The sequence below is a fragment of the Pontibacter mucosus genome (assembly GCF_003054055.1).
Classification (GTDB): domain Bacteria; phylum Bacteroidota; class Bacteroidia; order Cytophagales; family Hymenobacteraceae; genus Pontibacter; species Pontibacter mucosus.
This window is the reverse complement of the sequence record NZ_QBKI01000006.1, coordinates 120,596-137,813: the sequence shown is the minus strand read 5'-3', so window position 1 is coordinate 137,813 and position 17,218 is coordinate 120,596. Positions and strand designations below refer to the sequence as shown.

16 protein-coding genes are annotated in these 17,218 nt (G+C 54.9%); 13 read left to right on the top strand and 3 right to left on the bottom strand.

The window, feature by feature from the left end:
* Positions 1 to 53: 53 nt before the first annotated feature.
* On the bottom strand, positions 54 to 608 hold the full coding sequence (locus tag C8N40_RS12835; RefSeq protein WP_108212173.1) for a 3'-5' exonuclease: 555 nt from the start codon (positions 606 to 608) through the stop codon (positions 54 to 56).
* Positions 609 to 955: 347 nt separating this feature from the next.
* Between C8N40_RS12835 and C8N40_RS12830 the strand changes: the two genes are divergently transcribed.
* On the top strand, positions 956 to 1,627 hold the full coding sequence (locus C8N40_RS12830) for a porin family protein (protein ID WP_245905110.1): 672 nt from the start codon (positions 956 to 958) through the stop codon (positions 1,625 to 1,627).
* 94 nt (positions 1,628 to 1,721) lie between these two features.
* On the opposite strand, the gene cphA is transcribed toward C8N40_RS12830, so the two are convergent.
* Both cphA and C8N40_RS12820 read right to left on the bottom strand, forming a co-directional pair.
* The gene (gene cphA / locus C8N40_RS12825; protein WP_108212172.1) at positions 1,722 to 4,352 is read right to left on the bottom strand and encodes a cyanophycin synthetase; all 2,631 of its coding nucleotides are present in this window, start codon (positions 4,350 to 4,352) and stop codon (positions 1,722 to 1,724) included.
* Positions 4,353 to 4,631: 279 nt separating this feature from the next.
* Positions 4,632 to 5,747 (bottom strand): MBL fold metallo-hydrolase, encoded by a 1,116-nt coding sequence (locus tag C8N40_RS12820; protein WP_108212171.1) that lies wholly within the window; start codon positions 5,745 to 5,747, stop codon positions 4,632 to 4,634.
* Positions 5,748 to 6,645: 898 nt separating this feature from the next.
* Here C8N40_RS12820 and C8N40_RS12815 point away from each other — a divergent pair.
* The 12 genes from C8N40_RS12815 to pcaF all read left to right on the top strand — a co-directional run bounded on the left by C8N40_RS12815 (position 6,646) and on the right by pcaF (position 16,740).
* Positions 6,646 to 7,005 carry a hypothetical protein gene (locus C8N40_RS12815; protein ID WP_245905109.1) on the top strand — a complete coding sequence of 120 codons (360 nt, stop codon included), beginning with the start codon at positions 6,646 to 6,648 and terminating at the stop codon, positions 7,003 to 7,005.
* Between the two features lie 8 nt (positions 7,006 to 7,013).
* A complete protein-coding gene (locus tag C8N40_RS12810; RefSeq protein ID WP_108212169.1) occupies positions 7,014 to 8,105 on the top strand; it encodes a toxic anion resistance protein in 1,092 nt (363 codons plus the stop codon).
* Positions 8,105 to 8,281 (top strand): hypothetical protein, encoded by a 177-nt coding sequence (locus C8N40_RS22690; RefSeq protein WP_170114101.1) that lies wholly within the window; start codon positions 8,105 to 8,107, stop codon positions 8,279 to 8,281. The genes C8N40_RS12810 and C8N40_RS22690 overlap by 1 nt, the downstream gene beginning before the upstream one ends.
* The gene (locus C8N40_RS12805; protein WP_108212168.1) at positions 8,278 to 9,123 is read left to right on the top strand and encodes a hypothetical protein; all 846 of its coding nucleotides are present in this window, start codon (positions 8,278 to 8,280) and stop codon (positions 9,121 to 9,123) included. The genes C8N40_RS22690 and C8N40_RS12805 overlap by 4 nt, the downstream gene beginning before the upstream one ends.
* A 146-nt stretch (positions 9,124 to 9,269) precedes the next feature.
* The gene (locus C8N40_RS12800) at positions 9,270 to 10,157 is read left to right on the top strand and encodes an AraC family transcriptional regulator (RefSeq protein WP_108212167.1); all 888 of its coding nucleotides are present in this window, start codon (positions 9,270 to 9,272) and stop codon (positions 10,155 to 10,157) included.
* A gap of 160 nt (positions 10,158 to 10,317) precedes the next feature.
* Complete coding sequence (locus tag C8N40_RS12795; protein WP_108212166.1) at positions 10,318 to 11,439, top strand: muconate/chloromuconate family cycloisomerase; 1,122 nt, start codon at positions 10,318 to 10,320, stop codon at positions 11,437 to 11,439.
* A gap of 3 nt (positions 11,440 to 11,442) precedes the next feature.
* Positions 11,443 to 11,739, top strand: coding sequence for a muconolactone Delta-isomerase (gene catC / locus C8N40_RS12790; protein ID WP_108212165.1), 297 nt, complete (start codon positions 11,443 to 11,445; stop codon positions 11,737 to 11,739).
* Positions 11,740 to 11,783: 44 nt separating this feature from the next.
* A complete protein-coding gene (catA, locus tag C8N40_RS12785) occupies positions 11,784 to 12,701 on the top strand; it encodes a catechol 1,2-dioxygenase (protein ID WP_108212164.1) in 918 nt (305 codons plus the stop codon).
* Between the two features lie 115 nt (positions 12,702 to 12,816).
* Entirely contained in the window at positions 12,817 to 13,599 is a 783-nt protein-coding gene (pcaD, locus tag C8N40_RS12780; protein ID WP_108212163.1) for a 3-oxoadipate enol-lactonase, read from the top strand.
* A 25-nt stretch (positions 13,600 to 13,624) separates the two neighbouring features.
* Positions 13,625 to 14,974, top strand: coding sequence for a 3-oxoacid CoA-transferase (locus C8N40_RS12775; RefSeq protein ID WP_108212162.1), 1,350 nt, complete (start codon positions 13,625 to 13,627; stop codon positions 14,972 to 14,974).
* A gap of 43 nt (positions 14,975 to 15,017) precedes the next feature.
* Positions 15,018 to 15,515 carry an FUSC family protein gene (locus C8N40_RS12770; protein WP_108212161.1) on the top strand — a complete coding sequence of 166 codons (498 nt, stop codon included), beginning with the start codon at positions 15,018 to 15,020 and terminating at the stop codon, positions 15,513 to 15,515.
* Between the two features lie 16 nt (positions 15,516 to 15,531).
* Positions 15,532 to 16,740 carry a 3-oxoadipyl-CoA thiolase gene (pcaF, locus tag C8N40_RS12765; protein WP_108212160.1) on the top strand — a complete coding sequence of 403 codons (1,209 nt, stop codon included), beginning with the start codon at positions 15,532 to 15,534 and terminating at the stop codon, positions 16,738 to 16,740.
* The last annotated feature ends 478 nt before the right edge of the window (positions 16,741 to 17,218 follow it).

Below are 17,218 nucleotides of genomic sequence, written 5' to 3'. Positions count from 1 at the left end.
AGGTTACTACATATTATTTCTTTAAAATCAGGAACACCTCTAAAGTTATGCAGCTACACACGGCCTATCTTGCTGCCCATCTTATCAGCGAACTCCGCCTCTGAGGTTGTGCCAGTCAGCTCCAAGGCTTTAATAGATAACCTGGCGCAGGCATCGGCGTCTGATGCCGCCCGGTGGTGGAGAAAGTTGATGCGGTGCATGTTGCAGAGCGTTTTCAAATCATACTTGCTCATGCCTTTCCAGATGTTTTTGGAGAACTTCAGACTGCAGGCGTAGCGGGCCTCCGGCAGCGGGATGTTGTATGTTGCCAGCGTCTTGCGCAGCACGCTCATGTCGAAGCTGGCGTTGTGGGCAATCAGGAACTGCCCCTCCAGGTAGGGCTGCAGCACCGGCCACAACTCCCGGAAGTCCGGCTGGTCTTTCACGTCGGCCGGCCGGATGCCGTGCACGGCCACGTTAAAAGAATTGAAGTGCGGATAGTACAAAGGCTTGATGAGCCAGGAGCGCGTTTCTACAATCTGCCTGTCCCGCACCACCGTCAAACCTATCTCACAGGGGCTGTCGCGTTGCGGCGTGGCCGTCTCAAAATCAACAGAAATAAAATCCATGGCCAAAGGTAGGGAATTGTACCGATTCGTACTGCCGGTAGGGAGAAACGGCAACTTAACTTTAAGGCATGGCCAATGCTCCCGTTATACTTTTTCTCGCCTAACAGTAAAGCATACCTATACTTTTTCAGCTTCATTTTTTCAGGGAAATGTTACCCCAATCGAAGAACTTTTCTATCACTTAACCAAGGTGTGTTTTATAGCTGGTTAGTAGCGTGTTGATAGTCAGTTGTATAGGATGGTTAATAAAGGAGCCAAGGTTCTGCCACTCAAAATAACATAGCAACCACCTATATAAGAAGGCACGTATATTGCCCGTTTACTACCAAACTAACATACTTATCATTATGATGAAGAAGTTTTTCTTTGCAGTAGCTCTGGCCTTTGGCACATTCACTGCTGCGCAGGCGCAGGCAACATTGGGCGTAAGGGGTGGTGCGAACCTCAGCAACCTGTCCGGCGACCTGAAAAACGAAGACAGATTCGAAAACAAGGTGGGCTTTCACGGAGGTCTTATCGTGAACTTCCCGGTAGTGGAGGATTTCTTCTCCATCCAGCCGGAGCTGTTATACTCCAGAAAAGGCTTCAAAAACAACAGCGAGGAGTATACGAGCCTCCCTTTGTTAGAGAAAAGAAGACGTGAGGGCAGCGTGGACTATAACTACCTGGAACTGCCGGTGCTAGGCCACTTCAACGCCGGTCCGCTATACTTTGAGTTTGGCCCGCAGCTGAGCTACCTGCTGAGCGTGAACAACAAAACAGAGTTGTATGATAGCAACGGCACCCGCATCTCCAGCGAGAAAGACGCCAAGAGCAAGGACGGCCTTTCGGAGTTTGAGGTAGGTTACGCGGCCGGACTTGGCTTTAGGGCCAGCAACGGCATCAGCCTGGGCATCCGCTACAACGGCGCCTTCTCCGACTTCGTGAAAGAGGACGTGAACTTTGAAGGAGACCTGACGAACGCCCGCCACTCGGTGTTTATGCTCACGCTGGGGCTGCGTTTCCCGTCGGGTAACTAAGTATAAAGTATAAACGATGAAAGCTGCCAGCCTCGCCCTTTGGGTGGGGCTGGCTTTTTTAATTAGCTTCCATGGGCCTTCTGATTCCCTACCGTTACGGCTCGCTCTTAGCTTCCCGATGCTGGATAACCCTGAAATTCTCCACCAGCTTTACGGCCTCCGGTATGTCTTCTGAGAAAAGCGCAATAAAGGAACCCTCCGGCGCATACTCCAGAGCATAGGCCAGGGCGCGTGTTTCCTGGTTAATTTCCTTTGGTTCCAGCTCCGGCTTCACCATGTAAATGCCCTCCTTGAGCAAATGATTGATTTCGTCGCCGTTGCGGCCGCGCAGGTCCTTGTCCTGCCGGATAATGATCTCGTCAAACACCTCGGCGGCCAGCCTGCCCACCTGCTTCACATCCTCGTCGCGGCGGTCGCCGATGCCTGCAATAATGCCGATTTTGGGGTGGGCATCAGTGTGTTTGATAAAATCACTGATGGCCTGCATGCTGGCAATGTTATGAGCATAGTCGATGAGCACCTCCGCTTTGGGCAACCTGAACAGGTTCATGCGTCCGGGAGTGGTTTCCGGTGAGGGAATGAAGGTGCGCAGGGCCGTCCGGATTTCGTTTATTTCCATGTGCGAGATGTACGCGACCAGAGTGGCTGCCAGCACATTGTAAATGTTAAATTTGGCCTTGCCTCCGAAGGTAAGGGGGATATCAGCCACCCGATCCACCCGTATCTTGTAGGTGTTTTTGAAAATGGAGATAAAACCTGCTTCGTACACGGCAGCCAGTCCGCCCTTGGCAATGTGCGCCGTAATGCGCGGGTTTTCCTCGTCAAGGCTGAACAGGGCGATTTTGCAGCGCAGACCATGGCTCATCTCGTATACCAACTCGTCATCGGCATTCAGAATGGCATAACCCTGCGAGCATACGGTTTTAGGGATAACGGCTTTCACACGCGCCATATCCTCCACGGTATGGATATCGCCCAGGCCCAGGTGGTCCTCCGACACGTTCATGACAATACCAATATCGCACTGCCTGAAGGCCAGCCCGGTACGCAGCATTCCCCCGCGGGCGCACTCCAGCACGGCATAGTTCACCGTGGGGTCCTTCAGCACGAACTCGCTGCTATAGGCGCCGGTCGTGTCGCCCTTCACTACCCGTTTGCCTTGTATGTAGATACCGTCGGTGGTGGTGTAGCCCACTTTATAGCCCTTAAAGTTGAGAATGTGTGCCGTGAGGCGTGTCGTGGTGGTTTTACCGTTGGTGCCGGTTATAGCCACTATCGGGATGCGGGACGGGGAGCCAAACGGAAACAGCATGTTGATGATTGGCTCGGCCACGTTGCGCGGCAAACCCTCGGTAGGGGAGATGTGCATGCGCAGGCCCGGGGCGGCGTTCACCTCTATCACGGCTCCGCGTGCCTCCGGCAACGGGATGGCAATGTCGGAGGTTATCACGTCAATGCCGCAGATGTCCAGGCCAATGATACCGGCGATGCGCTCCGCCATCAGCACGTTGTAGGGGTGCACCAGGTCCGTCACATCGGTGGCGGTGCCGCCGGTGCTCAGGTTGGCGGTCGTTTTCAGATACAGTACCTCTCCGGCGGGTAGCACGGCCTGCAAAGTAAGCCCGCGATCGCGCAAAATACCCCGTGTGATTTTATCTACCTTGATATGGGTGAGGGCTTTTTCATGGCCCACCCCACGGCGCGGGTCTTTGTTTACCTGGTTTATCAGCTGCCGGATGGTGGACTTGCCATCACCTACCACCAGGGCGGGCGTGCGTCTGGCCGCAGCCGTGAACTTGCCGTCTATCACCAATATTCTGTAGTCGAAGCCCTGGATAAATTGCTCCACCATCACCTCCTCCGAATAGCGCTGCGCCTCACTAAAGCCTCGCAAGGCCTCTTTCCAGGTTTGCAGGTTTATGCTGGCGCCTTTGCCCTGGTTGCCGTACAGGGGTTTGGTTACGATGGGGTAATCCAGCTCGTCGATTGCATGCTCCAGTTCGCGGGAGGTCTTTACAATCCTGCCCAGCGGCACCGGAATGCCTGCCTCTTCCAGTATGAGCTTTGTCTGGTTCTTATCGCCGGCACTTTCCACGGCAAAGCAGGAGGTATTGCTGGTCATGGCCGCCTGGATGCGTTTTTGGTGTACGCCGAAGCCCAGCTGGATAAGCCCCATCTCCTTGTTCTGAATGTAGGGGATGTTGCGGTTCACCGCTTCGCGCACAATGGCCTCGGTGGAGGGGCCAAAATACTCATCCTCCCGTATCTGGTGCAGCCTGGCCACATCCTGTACCACGCTTACCCGCTCACCGCGCACCAAAGCCTCGGTAATGCGCACGGCTGCCTGGGCGGCATATTCCCCGGCACGCTCCTGCTGGTAGGAAAACACGACGATATCCACTCCGGGCTGATCGGTGGCGTAGCGCCTGCCATAGCCGCTGTCCATGCCACCTACTGTTTGCAGCTCCAGGGCAATATGCTGCACTACCTTGCTCAGGGAGGTGCCCTCATTCAGCAGCCGCACAAAGCCGCCTTCTGTGCCCACATAGGATCTGTGCTTGTGCAGACCGGGGAACAGCCTGAGGAGCCGTTGCGCCAGGTTCGGGATTTCATTGGTGAGAGTGTTTTGCAGGTCCTCCAGGTCCAGCTTGAGCACAATGATTTTCGGATGCTTAATGGACCAGTAGTTTGGACCACGCATTATCTTAAGTTCTAGGATTTTCATAGTTTCAGGATAAATAGGCCTGGCGTCGCCTTCAGGAAGTATGTGCCATAGTTTATCGCCTAATGGGGAGGATGACAAGGAAGATGTATATTTCTATACGTAATTCTGTCTGCAAGAGAAAAGCGTGCCTGAGGAAATTACTAGCGGCTGTCTGAAATTAAGTATAAATGCGGCCAAGGTTCGGGTGATACGCACCTTTTATGGAGGCAAGGGCTGCCGGAGGCTTTGATAGCCACTGGCAGCCCTTGCCTTGGAATTGTCAGGAAATGCCTGGTTTGATTAAGGCCGCCACCAGGCGGTTTTCGGAGCAGCACCATTCAGGATAACAGGTTCTCCGATAAGCGGCGTAGTGATGGGTACCTGTCGCGCTGCGGCCTCTTTGGTAACGCGTTCGATGGGGTCGGTCCAGCTGTGCATGGCCAGGGAAAAGGATCCCCAGTGGATGGGCATGAGCAGCCTGCCCTTCAGGTCGAGGTGGGCCTGCACGGTTTGCTCGGGCATCATGTGGATACTCTTCCAGAGCTCGTTGTACTGGCCGCACTCAAGCAACGTGATATCGAAGGGGCCATACTTTTCGCCGATTTCCGTAAAGCCCGGGAAATAGCCCGTGTCGCCGCTAAAGAATATCCTGTCCTTCTGACCCATGATGACCCAGGAGGTCCAGAGGGTTTTCATCCTGTCGGTAAGGCCGCGGCCGGAGAAGTGCCGGGAGGGCGTTGCGGCAAAGGTGAGCCCCTGCAGAGTCGCTTCCTGCCACCAATCCATCTCCGTTATCTTTTCGGCCGGCACGCCCCAGCGCTCCAGGTGCGCGCCCACGCCCAGTGCCACGTAAAAATGGCCGGTTTTCCCGTTGAGTGCCTGTATAGAGCCATAATCGAGGTGGTCGTAGTGGTCATGGGAGATGAGGACAGCATCGATAGGGGGCATCTCCGCGGCAGTGATAGGTAAGGGGGCGAACCGCCTGGGGCCCATGAAAGAGAGCGGGGAAGCGATATTTCCCAGCATCGGGTCCAGCAGCAGGCGTTTGCCGTCTATCTCCACGATGAAGGAAGAGTGCCCCAGCCAGGTGACTATGGTAGCTGTATCCTGTACTGTCTTGGTTTGGGCAGCTTTTACAGGCAGGTAGGGGATGGGGCGGTCAGGCAGCTGCTCGACTGTCTCTCCAAAGATCCGCGTGTGTAACAGCTTGAGGTATCCCTTAAAGCCGATGTCCATGTTGGTAGGTACAGGGTTCTGGAACACGCCCTCCGCGTAGTTCGGCGACTGCTGCATCTTTTTCAGGCGCGCACACTCTGCCTCAGCTCCAAACTGAGGGGATAGCCGCAGGAAGGAGCAGCCGGCTACGGTCACCAAAAGTATAAAAATGCTGAGGGTGTAAAGTATAAAGCGGGTCATGAAGGCAAAAGGCTAGTTGCTGCCGGTTGAAGAGCAAAGGTACAAATTACTTGGAAATGGGTTTGGCTGTAATGAAACTGCTGCATGGTTTCAATGTTCGCGAAATTTATACTTGAGCTATACTTTTATACTTGAGCTATGCTTGCCATTTATACTTTCATAGCGCTGCTTCCTTCTATTTGAACCAAGCTATTCTTGCTGGCTACCGTTCTTCCTCTAGTTCCCACAAACGTCTCGTTGCATCTCTGGCTTTCTGCCCTCCTAGGCCGGGAGGCCTCCCCTTCGGGCATCGCGCTGTCTACATTTCCTTTGCTCCTGACGTCGCAATGCCCTTACGGGCACCGGAACCTCTCGAGGCGCTCAACCCAAAGGCTGGAATAAGGTCGATAGCTGCTGCTAATGCAACTTCAGCCAAGTCCCCCTTTAAAGGGGGCAGGGGGATGACAATCATCTGCCGACAATTCCCCTCTTGGGAGGGGCTGGGGTGGGTTTATACCTTGTAGGGACAGGTCGCGACCTGTCCGCGCGAGAACAGCAGCCATGAAACTTATGCTTTAGCATAAGTAACTACAGGCTCCCCGCCTTGGCTAAGGAGGGGGCAGGGGTGGTTGGGCCCGGCACTGCAAAACCCCTTCCCAGTTCTAAGAGTAAGGACACACCTGCACGATATCATAAAAACCTGGCACAACCATTAGAACTTTCAGGATTTGTTCCTGTTCTTAGCAGTGGCGGGTGGCGGTAGAAGCGCATCATCTACCCAACCTTAATCGCCGTATAAAAAAGTATACGCTTAAACATCAGCTAAAAAGTACAATCATATATGCTACTCTTTTGGATTTTCGTTATAGGGGCAGTACTGGGCTATATGTACGGCCACTACTTAAAACCCAACCTCAGTTTGCGCAAAGCCATACAGGAGGCGCGACAGGCAAGCCAGGCAGTGCTGCAGGAAGGGCATCAGGGCGTCTACCGGACCGTCGTGTCAGACCATAACGAACAATCGGAGCTGGTGGTGGAAGTGAAAGAACTGGCTGTGACCCAAGCCGGAATGGTGAAAGTAGAGTACCTGAGCGCCTTCTACAAGAACCCGTCGTTCCGTACAAAAAAAGGGGAGGCCCTGATGCGGGAAGTGCGCGAATTATTAGGAGATTATCTGCCATTATCCGATATTGAATGGTACGAAACGACGGAGCGCCAGGAGCAGGCCCGCAAAAGCCTGCAAACACTGGACGCACTGGGCAAAAATAATGTTGGCTAAATAAAACCATGGAAAACAACACAGAGATCACCATCACCGAGAACAAGGAACTGCTACAGCAGCGGGCCACAGACCTCTCTAAGACCATCGACCCCGAGAAACCCGAAAGCCTCACCAATTTTGGAGTGGAGACACAGCGCAAGCTCGGGCATTACTCCAACGAGTTGCTGGCCAAGGTGAAAGCCAAAGACTCCGGTGATGCGGGCACGGCCATTAACGAGCTGCTCACCCAGATCAACATGATCAAGATCGACGAGGGGGAGAAGCGCAGCTTCCTGTCCCGGCTACCATTTGGCAAAAAAATAGAAGACCGCTCTAAAAAGCTGGCCATCCAATACAACTCCATCTCCGATAACGTGGACGATGTGGTGATAAAGCTGGAGAAAACGCGCCAGAGTATACTAAAGGACTCAACCAGCCTGGAAGTGATGTTTAAGCAGGCCGTGGAGTACATCCACGAGGTGCGCGCGGTGATTGCGGCCGGCAAGATGAAGATAGAGGAGATTGAAAACGAGCTGATTCCGAAGTTGCAGAGCGAGGTTGAGAGCAGCAACCAGGATGAGCTGGTGGTGCAGCGCCTTAGCGACCTGATCGCCTTTAAGGACAGGCTGGAGAAGAAGGTGCACGACCTGACCCTCTCCCATACTATCGCCACGCAGTCCATGCCACAGATCCGCATGATCCAGACGACGAACGACGTGCTGGCCCAAAAGATACAGAACTCGATCGTAACAGTCATCCCGGTGTGGCGCCAGCAAGTGGCCATTGCCCTGGGGCTGGAGAAACAGCGTAAGGCGCTGGAAATACAGAAAAAGGTAACCGATACCACCAACGAGATGCTGCTCAAGAACTCGCAGTTGCTTAAAACCAACGTGGTGAACGCCGCCAAGGAAAATGAGCGCGGCATTGTGGATGTAGAAACGCTCAAGAAAGTGAACCGCGACATGGTGGAGACGCTCGACGCGGTGGTGAAGATATCGGAGGAGGGAAGCCGCAAACGCATGGAAGCGGTAAAAGAACTGGCTGCGGTACAGGAAGAGCTCAACAACAAGATCATTGGCTCGTTCAGCAGCAAGACCAAAAAGATTGAAACAGAATAATGGCTGCGGAGAAAGATAAAAAGCAATCACCGGATAAGCTCCTGACAGGGGAGCAGGAGGAGTTGCTGGATTTATACTTGCACAAGCTCGACTTTTACATGGAGGAGCTAAAAGCTGCCGATGCCGTACAGGTAGAAATTGAAACGCAGCACCTGAAAAAGATCCTGCATAAATGAAAAAGCTCTTGCAAGCGCTCTTCGGGCTGAACGGACAAACCGGCAACAGGAAAGTGGTAGGAAGCCCCGAAAGTACAGATACGGGAAGTATGCCTTACCTCCGGGAGTCGGAACAGCGGCTGATGGCGCTGGAGGATCTTTATGCAAAGTATAGGCATACCCCCCATGCGGCGCAGTTTAAGCTAGCTATTGAGAAGACCAGGCGCATCCATGCCTACTTAGTGTCGCGCGGCAGAGGGCACGAGCTGGAGCTTTTTCATGTGCAGCACACCGATCATTTCCTGAGTACTTATACTGCCATTCTGGATGCCCATCAAGAGCCAACGGAGCAAATACAGCCTCAACCGTCGAGGCGGACGCCGCAGCCGGTTAGCAGGCCGGGCGGCGTGCTGGGCCGGACAGTGGTGTTTGGCCCGTTCCGCAGCGAGCACAAGGAAGTGAAGGCCGCCCGCACCGTGAACCGGGAAACAAGCCAGCGGGCCTACCAGGCCACTGCCGAGGCGAAGATCGAGGTGCCGCGACTCTCCCTTCCCGAAATCGCCATTAACACCTACGCCACCATCGTATACTTGCGCGAGGATATCTCAGACGGGCTTACCACGAGCGAGATCGGGTTTACCTCGACGCCGGAGGAGAAGGAGGCCTTTGTCAATTACATAAGCTCCCGCCTGGGCATCGACCACCTTACTTATGCGGGCAATGCCATGGTCTACGTGCCCACCCACGACACCAAGCACCCGGCGGAGATGCTGCCGGTACTGCACTGGCACGGCACGCCCTATGTGCTTAGCCTGGAGGATTACCGCCTCTACCCGGTGCGCACCTACAGAACCAGGCGCTGAGGCAAAGCTTGGCCGGCGTTTCTATACTTTTCCGGGGTGGTTATACTTGCTAAAGCTCTGGGGGTAGGGTAGAAACAAAGCATCCCTCTGCTGGTTCTTTAGCTTTAAAGAATCTGTCTTATATCTGCCACCCAACACCCCGAGCCATGCCGGACAAGCGTTTCTACAAGGGCCTCTATGGCACCAACTCCATCGAGTTTGCGAAGGGATTGATTAACGTGCACCCCTTTGGGGAGATCGGCAGGCAGTACGATGGGCAGGTAAAGCTGCACGCGCACAATAACCTCTTCCAGATATTTCTGATGGAACAGGGAACGACCGTCCTTTACCATGCCGCCGCGCAAACCACCATCGAAGGGCCTGCCCTCATCACGGTTCCCAAAAATTACGAACACGGCTTTTTGCACCAGGGCGAGGTATCCGGGTGGATTATCAGCTTATCAGACACCGTGCTGGAGCACATGCTGCAGCGGGAGGCGGAGGTGGTTTATACCCTCGATAACATCTACCTGTTCGCGCTATCACCAGACTTCCCGGATGCCATGGCAGTGTCCCATACTATTCAGAAGTGCGTGCAGGAGTATAACCGGCAGTATCCGGGGCGCTTGCTGATGCTGCACTACCTGGTAGGGCAGTTGCTGGTACAGCTCTACCGCCTCTCCATCGGAAGCGGGAAGCAGGAGATGGGGGCGGACAATGTGAGCAAGATATACTTCCGCAGGTTTCAGCAACTCATCAAAGAAGAGCATTCCTATAAGAAAGGGGTAGAGGCGTATGCCTGCCAACTCCATATCTCCACGGGTCACCTCAGCCGGGTGTGCCGAAGTATAGCCGGAAAATCCCCTAAAGATATCCTGATAGATTACTTTATCACCGAGGCGCAGCTGGCTCTGGCAGACGTGGAGAAATCCGTGTCGGAAGTATGCTTTGCGCTGGGCTTCGACGACCCGGCATACTTTACCAGGCTCTTCAAGAAAAGAACCGGCCTGACACCCATGGCCTTCCGGAAGCAGATCGGCGTGAAGCGCGCTTAGGTACCTTTTCCTCTGAGAATGTTCGATTTGTCATACTATTAATCAGAAAGTCCTACTCCTCCAAAGCAAGAATGGGTAAATTTGTTTATAGTAGTGAGTGCTTACTTCCTTAACGGATTAAAGCGCTTACTATTAAATGATTATCCCGTATTGTTATACTATGAGAGAAGCGAGGATTGAGCGAATAGAGACCCTGATTGTGGACCTGCCCACCATCAGGCCACACCACCTGTCGATGGCTGTGATGCGCAACCAGACCATGGTGATTGTGCGACTGTTCTGCAGCGATGGCATAGAGGGGGTAGGCGAGGCTACCACAATTGGCGGCCTGAGCTACGGAAATGAGTTTCCGGAGGGGATGAAGTTCACCATCGACACTTACCTGGCCCCGCTACTGACAGGCAAGCCGGCCACCAGCATAAATGCGGTGATGGCCGAGCTGGAGCACCAGGTGCAGGGCAATAACTTCGCCAAGTCCGCCATCGAAACCGCCCTGCTCGACGCGCAGGGTAAGCGCCTGGGCGTGCCGGTATCCGACCTCCTCGGAGGGGCTGTCACCAACACCCTGCCTGTGCTCTGGACCCTTGCCAGCGGCGACACCGACAAAGATATACAGGAAGCCCGCGACCTGCTGGCCAATGGCCGCCATCATACCTTCAAGCTTAAAATCGGAAGGAAAGACCCCAGCGTGGACATAGCCCATGTGGCTGCCATCAAACAAGCCGTGGGGGCTGACGTGAAGGTTACCGTGGACGTGAACCAGGCTTGGACCGAAAGCGCGGCCAAGCAGGGAATTGCCAAACTTCAGGAGGCTGGCGTGGACCTTGTCGAGCAGCCGATCGTAAAGACGAACTTCGACGGGCTGGCCCGCCTGACCAACTATTTCCGCGTACCCATCATGGCCGACGAGGCCGTCGCCACGGTATCCGATGCTTTCAAGTTGGCCAAAATTGGGGGCGGCAGCGTGTTTGCCCTCAAAATCTCCAAAGCCGGCGGCCTGACCAACACCCAGCGACAGGCGGCCATTGCCCGGGGCGCTGGCATCAGCCTCTACGGCGGCACCATGCTGGAGGGCACCATTGGCACCCTTGCCTCGGCCCACCTCTTCAGCACCCTCTCTGACCTGGACTGGGGCACCGAGCTTTTCGGCCCGCTCCTGCTCACCGACGACATCGTGAAAAAAAGAATCACCTACGCCAACGGGGGAATGGAGCTGCCACAGGGACCGGGCCTGGGCATTGAACTGGATCTAAACCAAGTAGAAAAGTATAAACGAAAATAAGCCATGCTATTTCACGTACACATGACCGTTAACATCCCCCTGGACCTGGACAAGGCCTACGTGGATGAATTGAAAGCCAAGGAAAAAGCCCTCTCGCAGGAACTGCAGCGGCAAGGCAAATGGACGCATATCTGGCGCATCGCCGGTCAGTATGCTAACGTCAGCATCTTTAATGTAGACAGCCCCGGCGAGCTGCACGACATCCTGATGTCACTGCCCCTATATCCTTTCATGCAGGTGGAGGTAACCGCCCTTTGCCAGCATTACTCTTCCATTAAAAACGAGGAAGAAGCACACTAACGCACCTTATCAAACCAAACTATAATCTATAAAACTTTACGACCATGGAAAGAAGTCAAATTGATGCCGTTATAGAAAGAATCACGTCCACAGAGGATCCAAGCAAAGGCTCTGCCCGCGTGAAGGAAATCGTGAACCGCCTGACCCGCGACCTGTTCTACGCCATTGAAGACCTGGATATACAGCCGGAGGAGATCTGGCATGCTGTGGATTGGATGACAAACACCGGCAGAAGCAACGAGTGGGGTTTGGTGGCAGCCGGTCTCGGTCTGGAGCACTTCTTGGACCTGCGCATGGACGAGGCAGAAGCAAAAGCAGGCATCACCGGCGGTACGCCCCGCACCATCGAAGGGCCGCTTTATGTACCGGGCGCTCCGGAGTCGGTTGGGTATGCAGAGCTGGAGACAGAGCCCGAGGTGGGCGCTGAAAGGCTGTACATGCAGGGACAGGTGAAGGACCAGGACGGCACGCCGATCCCGAATGCCAAAGTGGAAGTATGGCACTGCAACCTTAAGGGCATGTACTCCATCTTCGATACCTCCCAGCCTCCTTACAACCTGCGCCGCAGCATCATCACCGATGCCGAGGGCAAGTATAAATTCAAGAGCTTTTTGCCGGTTGGCTATAGCTGTCCTCCGGGCGGTAGCACCGACCAGTTGCTGAACGCCCTCGGTCGCCACGGCAGTCGCCCGGCCCACATACATTTCTTTGTAACAGCGCCCGGCCACCGCAAGCTCACCACGCAGATCAATATCGAGGGCGATCCGCTCATTTGGGACGACTTTGCCTTTGCCACCCGCGAAGACCTGGTGCCACACATTACCCGCTACTCCGCATCAGAGGCCAAAGAGAAATTCGGCATCGACGAGCCTTTCGCCTCCATCAACTTCGATTTTGAAGTGCACAAGGAGAAGGAGGGCGTGTTTGCCGCAGAAATCGAAAGAACCCACGGGCCGCGCTAACCTGGGCTAAGCAACCGGAAGTATGGCGAAAGAAAGCCATACTTCCGGTTGATCTTGAAGTAAAAAAATTCCAGCTGCGCGCCAGCACCACCATTACTGATTACTTACCTGCCTTATGCCAACTGTTAATCTAACGAACCATACCTGCTTTTATACTGTCGAGGATGCTGGGAAAGAGGACACCATCGTGTTCTCCAACTCCCTAGGCACAGACTACACGATGTGGGACGAGCTGGTGCCCATACTTCGCCCATACTATAATATCCTGCGCTACGACACGCGTGGCCACGGGCAAAGCACCATTCAGGCAGACACGGTAAGTATAGCGGAGCTGGGGCAGGATGTAGTGGAATTGCTGGATCACCTGGAGCTTGGTAAAGTATACTTCTGCGGCCTGTCCATGGGCGGGCTGATCGGGCAGTGGCTGGGCATTCACGCTCCGGAACGCTTTAAGAAGGTTGTGCTGGCTAACACGGCTTCTAAAATCGGCACCGAGGAAGGGTGGAACTCCCGCATCAAACAGGTGAGGGAGCATGGGCTGGAGAGTATACTAGACGGCACGGCGCAGCGCTGGTTTACCCCAGCATTTCGTGAAAAGCATCCCGATGTGGTGGCTGCCATCCTGGAAAAGTTCACGCAGAACTCAGTACAGGGCTATACGGCCTGCTGCGCCGCCGTGCGCGATGCTGACTTCCGGGAGAAACTGCAGCGCCTGCAGGTGCCGGTGCTTGTCATCAGCGGCGAGCAGGACGAGGTAACCACCCCAACTGACGGGGAGTTTATGGTCAGCCGTATGCCCCAGGCCCGCCACGTCACGCTCGATGCCAACCACCTCTCCGCCGTGGAGTTGCCCCAGGCCTTTGCTGAAAGTATGTTGCACTTCCTCCAAAAAGATTAAGACTTCTACAAAAGAATTAAAACATATGAAATCGGTACCACAAATTAGCCTTGAAGAAGCCGTTGCTTTGGTAAAGGATGGCGATATACTACTGCAGGGCGGCTTTGGCATGACGGGCAACCCGGTGCACCTGATGCACGCCCTGGCCGAAACCAACACCAAAGACCTGACCTTTATTGGCAACAACGTCGGCGAGGCCGGTATCGGCGGCGGCAAGCTGCTGCGCAATGGGCAGATCAAAAAGATGATCGGCTCGTTTTTCACCAGCAACCCGGAGGCCGTGAAGGCGGCCCAGGAGGGAAAGGTGGAGTATGAGCTCCTGCCACAGGGAACGCTGGCCGAGGCCATTCGTGCCGGCGGGGCAGGCATTGGCGGCTTTTTTACCCCCACCTCCGCCGGCACCGAGCTGGCCAAGGGGCGCGAAACAAAGGTAATCCAGGGCAAGGAGCAGGTGTTCATTGAGGGCATTCGGGGCAATGTGGCCTTCATCCGCGCTTGGCGCGCTGATACTGCCGGCAACCTGACCTACCGCATGACGGAGCAGAACTTTAACCGTGCCATGGCCACAGCTGCCGACCTGGTGATAGCCGAAGTGGAGGAAATTGTGCCGGTGGGCGAGATAGCGCCGGAGCACGTACATACGCCAGGCTCTTATGTCGATTACCTCGTAGAGGCCAAACTGACGCTGGAAGACCTGGGTTCCTCAGCATCGGTAGCCTCGTCTAAAAAAGTGGATGAGAAACGCATGCACATGGCCCGCCGCGCCCTAAAAGAACTCAAGAAGGGGGATGTGGTCAACCTGGGCATCGGTATCCCGACATTGGTAGCGGATTTAATTACTCCGGCAGACGGCATTGTGATGCACACCGAGAACGGGATGCTGGGCGTAGGGCCAACCCCGACAGACGGAGGCGGGGCGATGGATTACCCGGTGAACGCCGGCAAGATTCCGGTAACGGCCCTGCCAGGCGCCAGCTATTTCGACAGTGCCGATTCGTTTGCCATGATCCGGGGCAGGCATGTGGATGTGGCCATTATGGGCGGTCTGGAGGTGGACGAGAAAGCCAACCTGGCCAACTGGGCAGTGCCGGGCCAGCCGCTGCTGGGTGTGGGCGGCGCCATGGATCTGGCCTCCGGAGCCAAAACGCTCATCATTACCATGACGCATGTGAACAAAGACGGATCTGCCAAGGTCGTACCTAGCTGTCAGCTGCCGCTCACGGCGCTCAAGGCCGTGGACATGATCATCACAGACCTGGCCGTGTTCCGGTTCATCGACGGGCAGCTGACGCTTACGGAGCTGATGCCGGGCGCCACACTGGAAGAAGTGCGGGCAAAGACTTCAGCAACATTTAAAGAGGCACTGATGGCATAAGAAAAGTCCCGGGTTTCGTGTATTGTTAACGTATGACCAAGCAATGGCAGACAGAAGGTATGGTTTGGATATGGACATGGTTCTATACATTATCCGGTGTACCATTGGCTTCCTCATCGGTTATGCACTATACCTCGCTTTCCCGCAATTCGAGCTTTACTGGACGATGATTTCCATCTTGCTTGTCCTGTCTCCGGAATTAAAGGATTCGTCCAGGCTTACGGTGGAGCGCGTGAAGTCTAACCTGATTGGGTCGAGCGTCGGGCTGCTATGTGTTTTGCTGCCCGTTCCCGAAGTGGCCATGATGGTGCTGGGAATTGCCGTTTCCATCATCATCTGCCATTATTTTAAACTGATGAATGTGGCCCGGACAGCGGTGGTGGCCCTTGTCATTGTCGTAATCCATGAGCAGGAAACCATGACCAACTGGGCGGCAGTAGAACGCTTTCTGTGTGTTACGTTGGGCTGTCTGATCGGCTATGCCGTCTCCGGCACCACCTCGTTTTTATCTGATAAATTGAGAAGAAAACAAACCAGTTAAACCAACAATTACAAGTATGAGCAAAGAAGCCTATATCATAGATGGAATCAGAACCCCGATTGGGAGCCTGGGCGGTAAACTTTCTCCGGTGCGTACCGACGATCTGGCGGCCATGGTTATCCGGGAGCTGGTAAGCCGCAACCCCGGCATCCCGCAGGAGGCGGTGGACGACGTTATACTTGGCTGCCATAACCAGGCCGGCGAAGACAACCGCAACGTGGCCCGAATGGCGCTGCTGCTGGCCGGCTTGCCGGTAACAGTGCCGGGCGAAACCGTTAACCGCCTGTGCTCCTCAGGGATGTCGGCGATCATCCACGCGGCGCGTGCCATCAAAGCCGGGGATGGGGATGTGTTTATCGCTGGCGGCGTGGAACACATGACACGCGGTCCGCTGGTAGTTTCCAAACCCAGCAAGGCCTTCGGCACCGACTCGCAGATGCATGACTCGAGTTTCGGTTGGCGTTTCGTCAACCCGAAGATGAAAGAGATGTACGGGGTAGACCCGATGGGCATCACAGCCGAAAACCTGGCCGAGAAGTATGAGATTTCCCGTGAGGATCAGGACAAGTTTGCCTACCACTCACAGCGGAAGGCAGCGCAGGCGCAGCAGAACGGCATCCTGGCCGAGGAGATCATGCCGGTAACCATCCCCCAGCGCAAAGGTGACCCAGTGGTGGTATCTGAAGACGAATTTATCCGCCCCAACACCACGCTGGAAACTCTGGCTAAATTGCGTCCGGCCTTTAAGGCAGACGGCACCGTTACTGCTGGCAACGCCTCCGGGTTGAACGATGGCGCCGCGGCGACCTACGTGGTGTCCGGTGAAGCGGTGGAGAAGTATGGCCTTAAGCCTTTGGCTCGCATTGTGAGTTCGGCGGTGGTAGGAGTGGAGCCGCGCATCATGGGCATCGGCCCGGTGCCAGCTACGCAGAAGGCACTGGAAAGAGCAGGCCTCCGCCTGTACGACATGGACATTATTGAGCTGAATGAGGCCTTCGCCGCCCAAAGCCTGGCCTGCACCCGTGCCCTGGGGCTGGAGGACGAGGACCCGCGCGTGAATGTAAATGGAGGAGCCATTGCCCTGGGCCACCCGCTGGGCATGTCGGGCACCCGCATCGTATATACCGCAGCTTTGTCTCTGCAGCGAACCAACAAACGCTACGCCCTGGCTACCATGTGTGTAGGCGTAGGGCAGGGGTACGCAGTGGTGCTGGAGAAAGTATAAATTGTTAGGCTGAAGGTGCGGTGGCTGTTGACTCAAGTATGGGTTAGCTGTTGCCGCATCTTCTGCCTATACTTTATACTTTGGCTATACTTTTATACTTGCCGGTTTATACTTTCCCCTCGCTGGCGCGGGTTTGCAATCCAACTGGCTTGAAAAGCCATACTTTTATACTTCTGCTATACTTCTTATACTTGCCGATTTATACTTTACTTTCGCTGGCGCGAGCTTGTAGCTCGTGTCTTTTTATACTTGCCAGCTTATACTTTCCTAGCCAAAGCTTCCTTCCATTTGAGCCGAGCTATCCTTTCTAGCCACTGTTCATCCTATAGTTCGCAAATACGTCTCGTTTCATCTCCAGCTTTGGCTCCCTCAAGGCCGGGAGGCCTCGCCTTCGGGCATCGCGCTGTCTACATTTCCTGCCCTCGTACCTCGGGCTGCCTGCGGCACCGGAAATCTAGAAGGCGCTCAACCCAAAGGC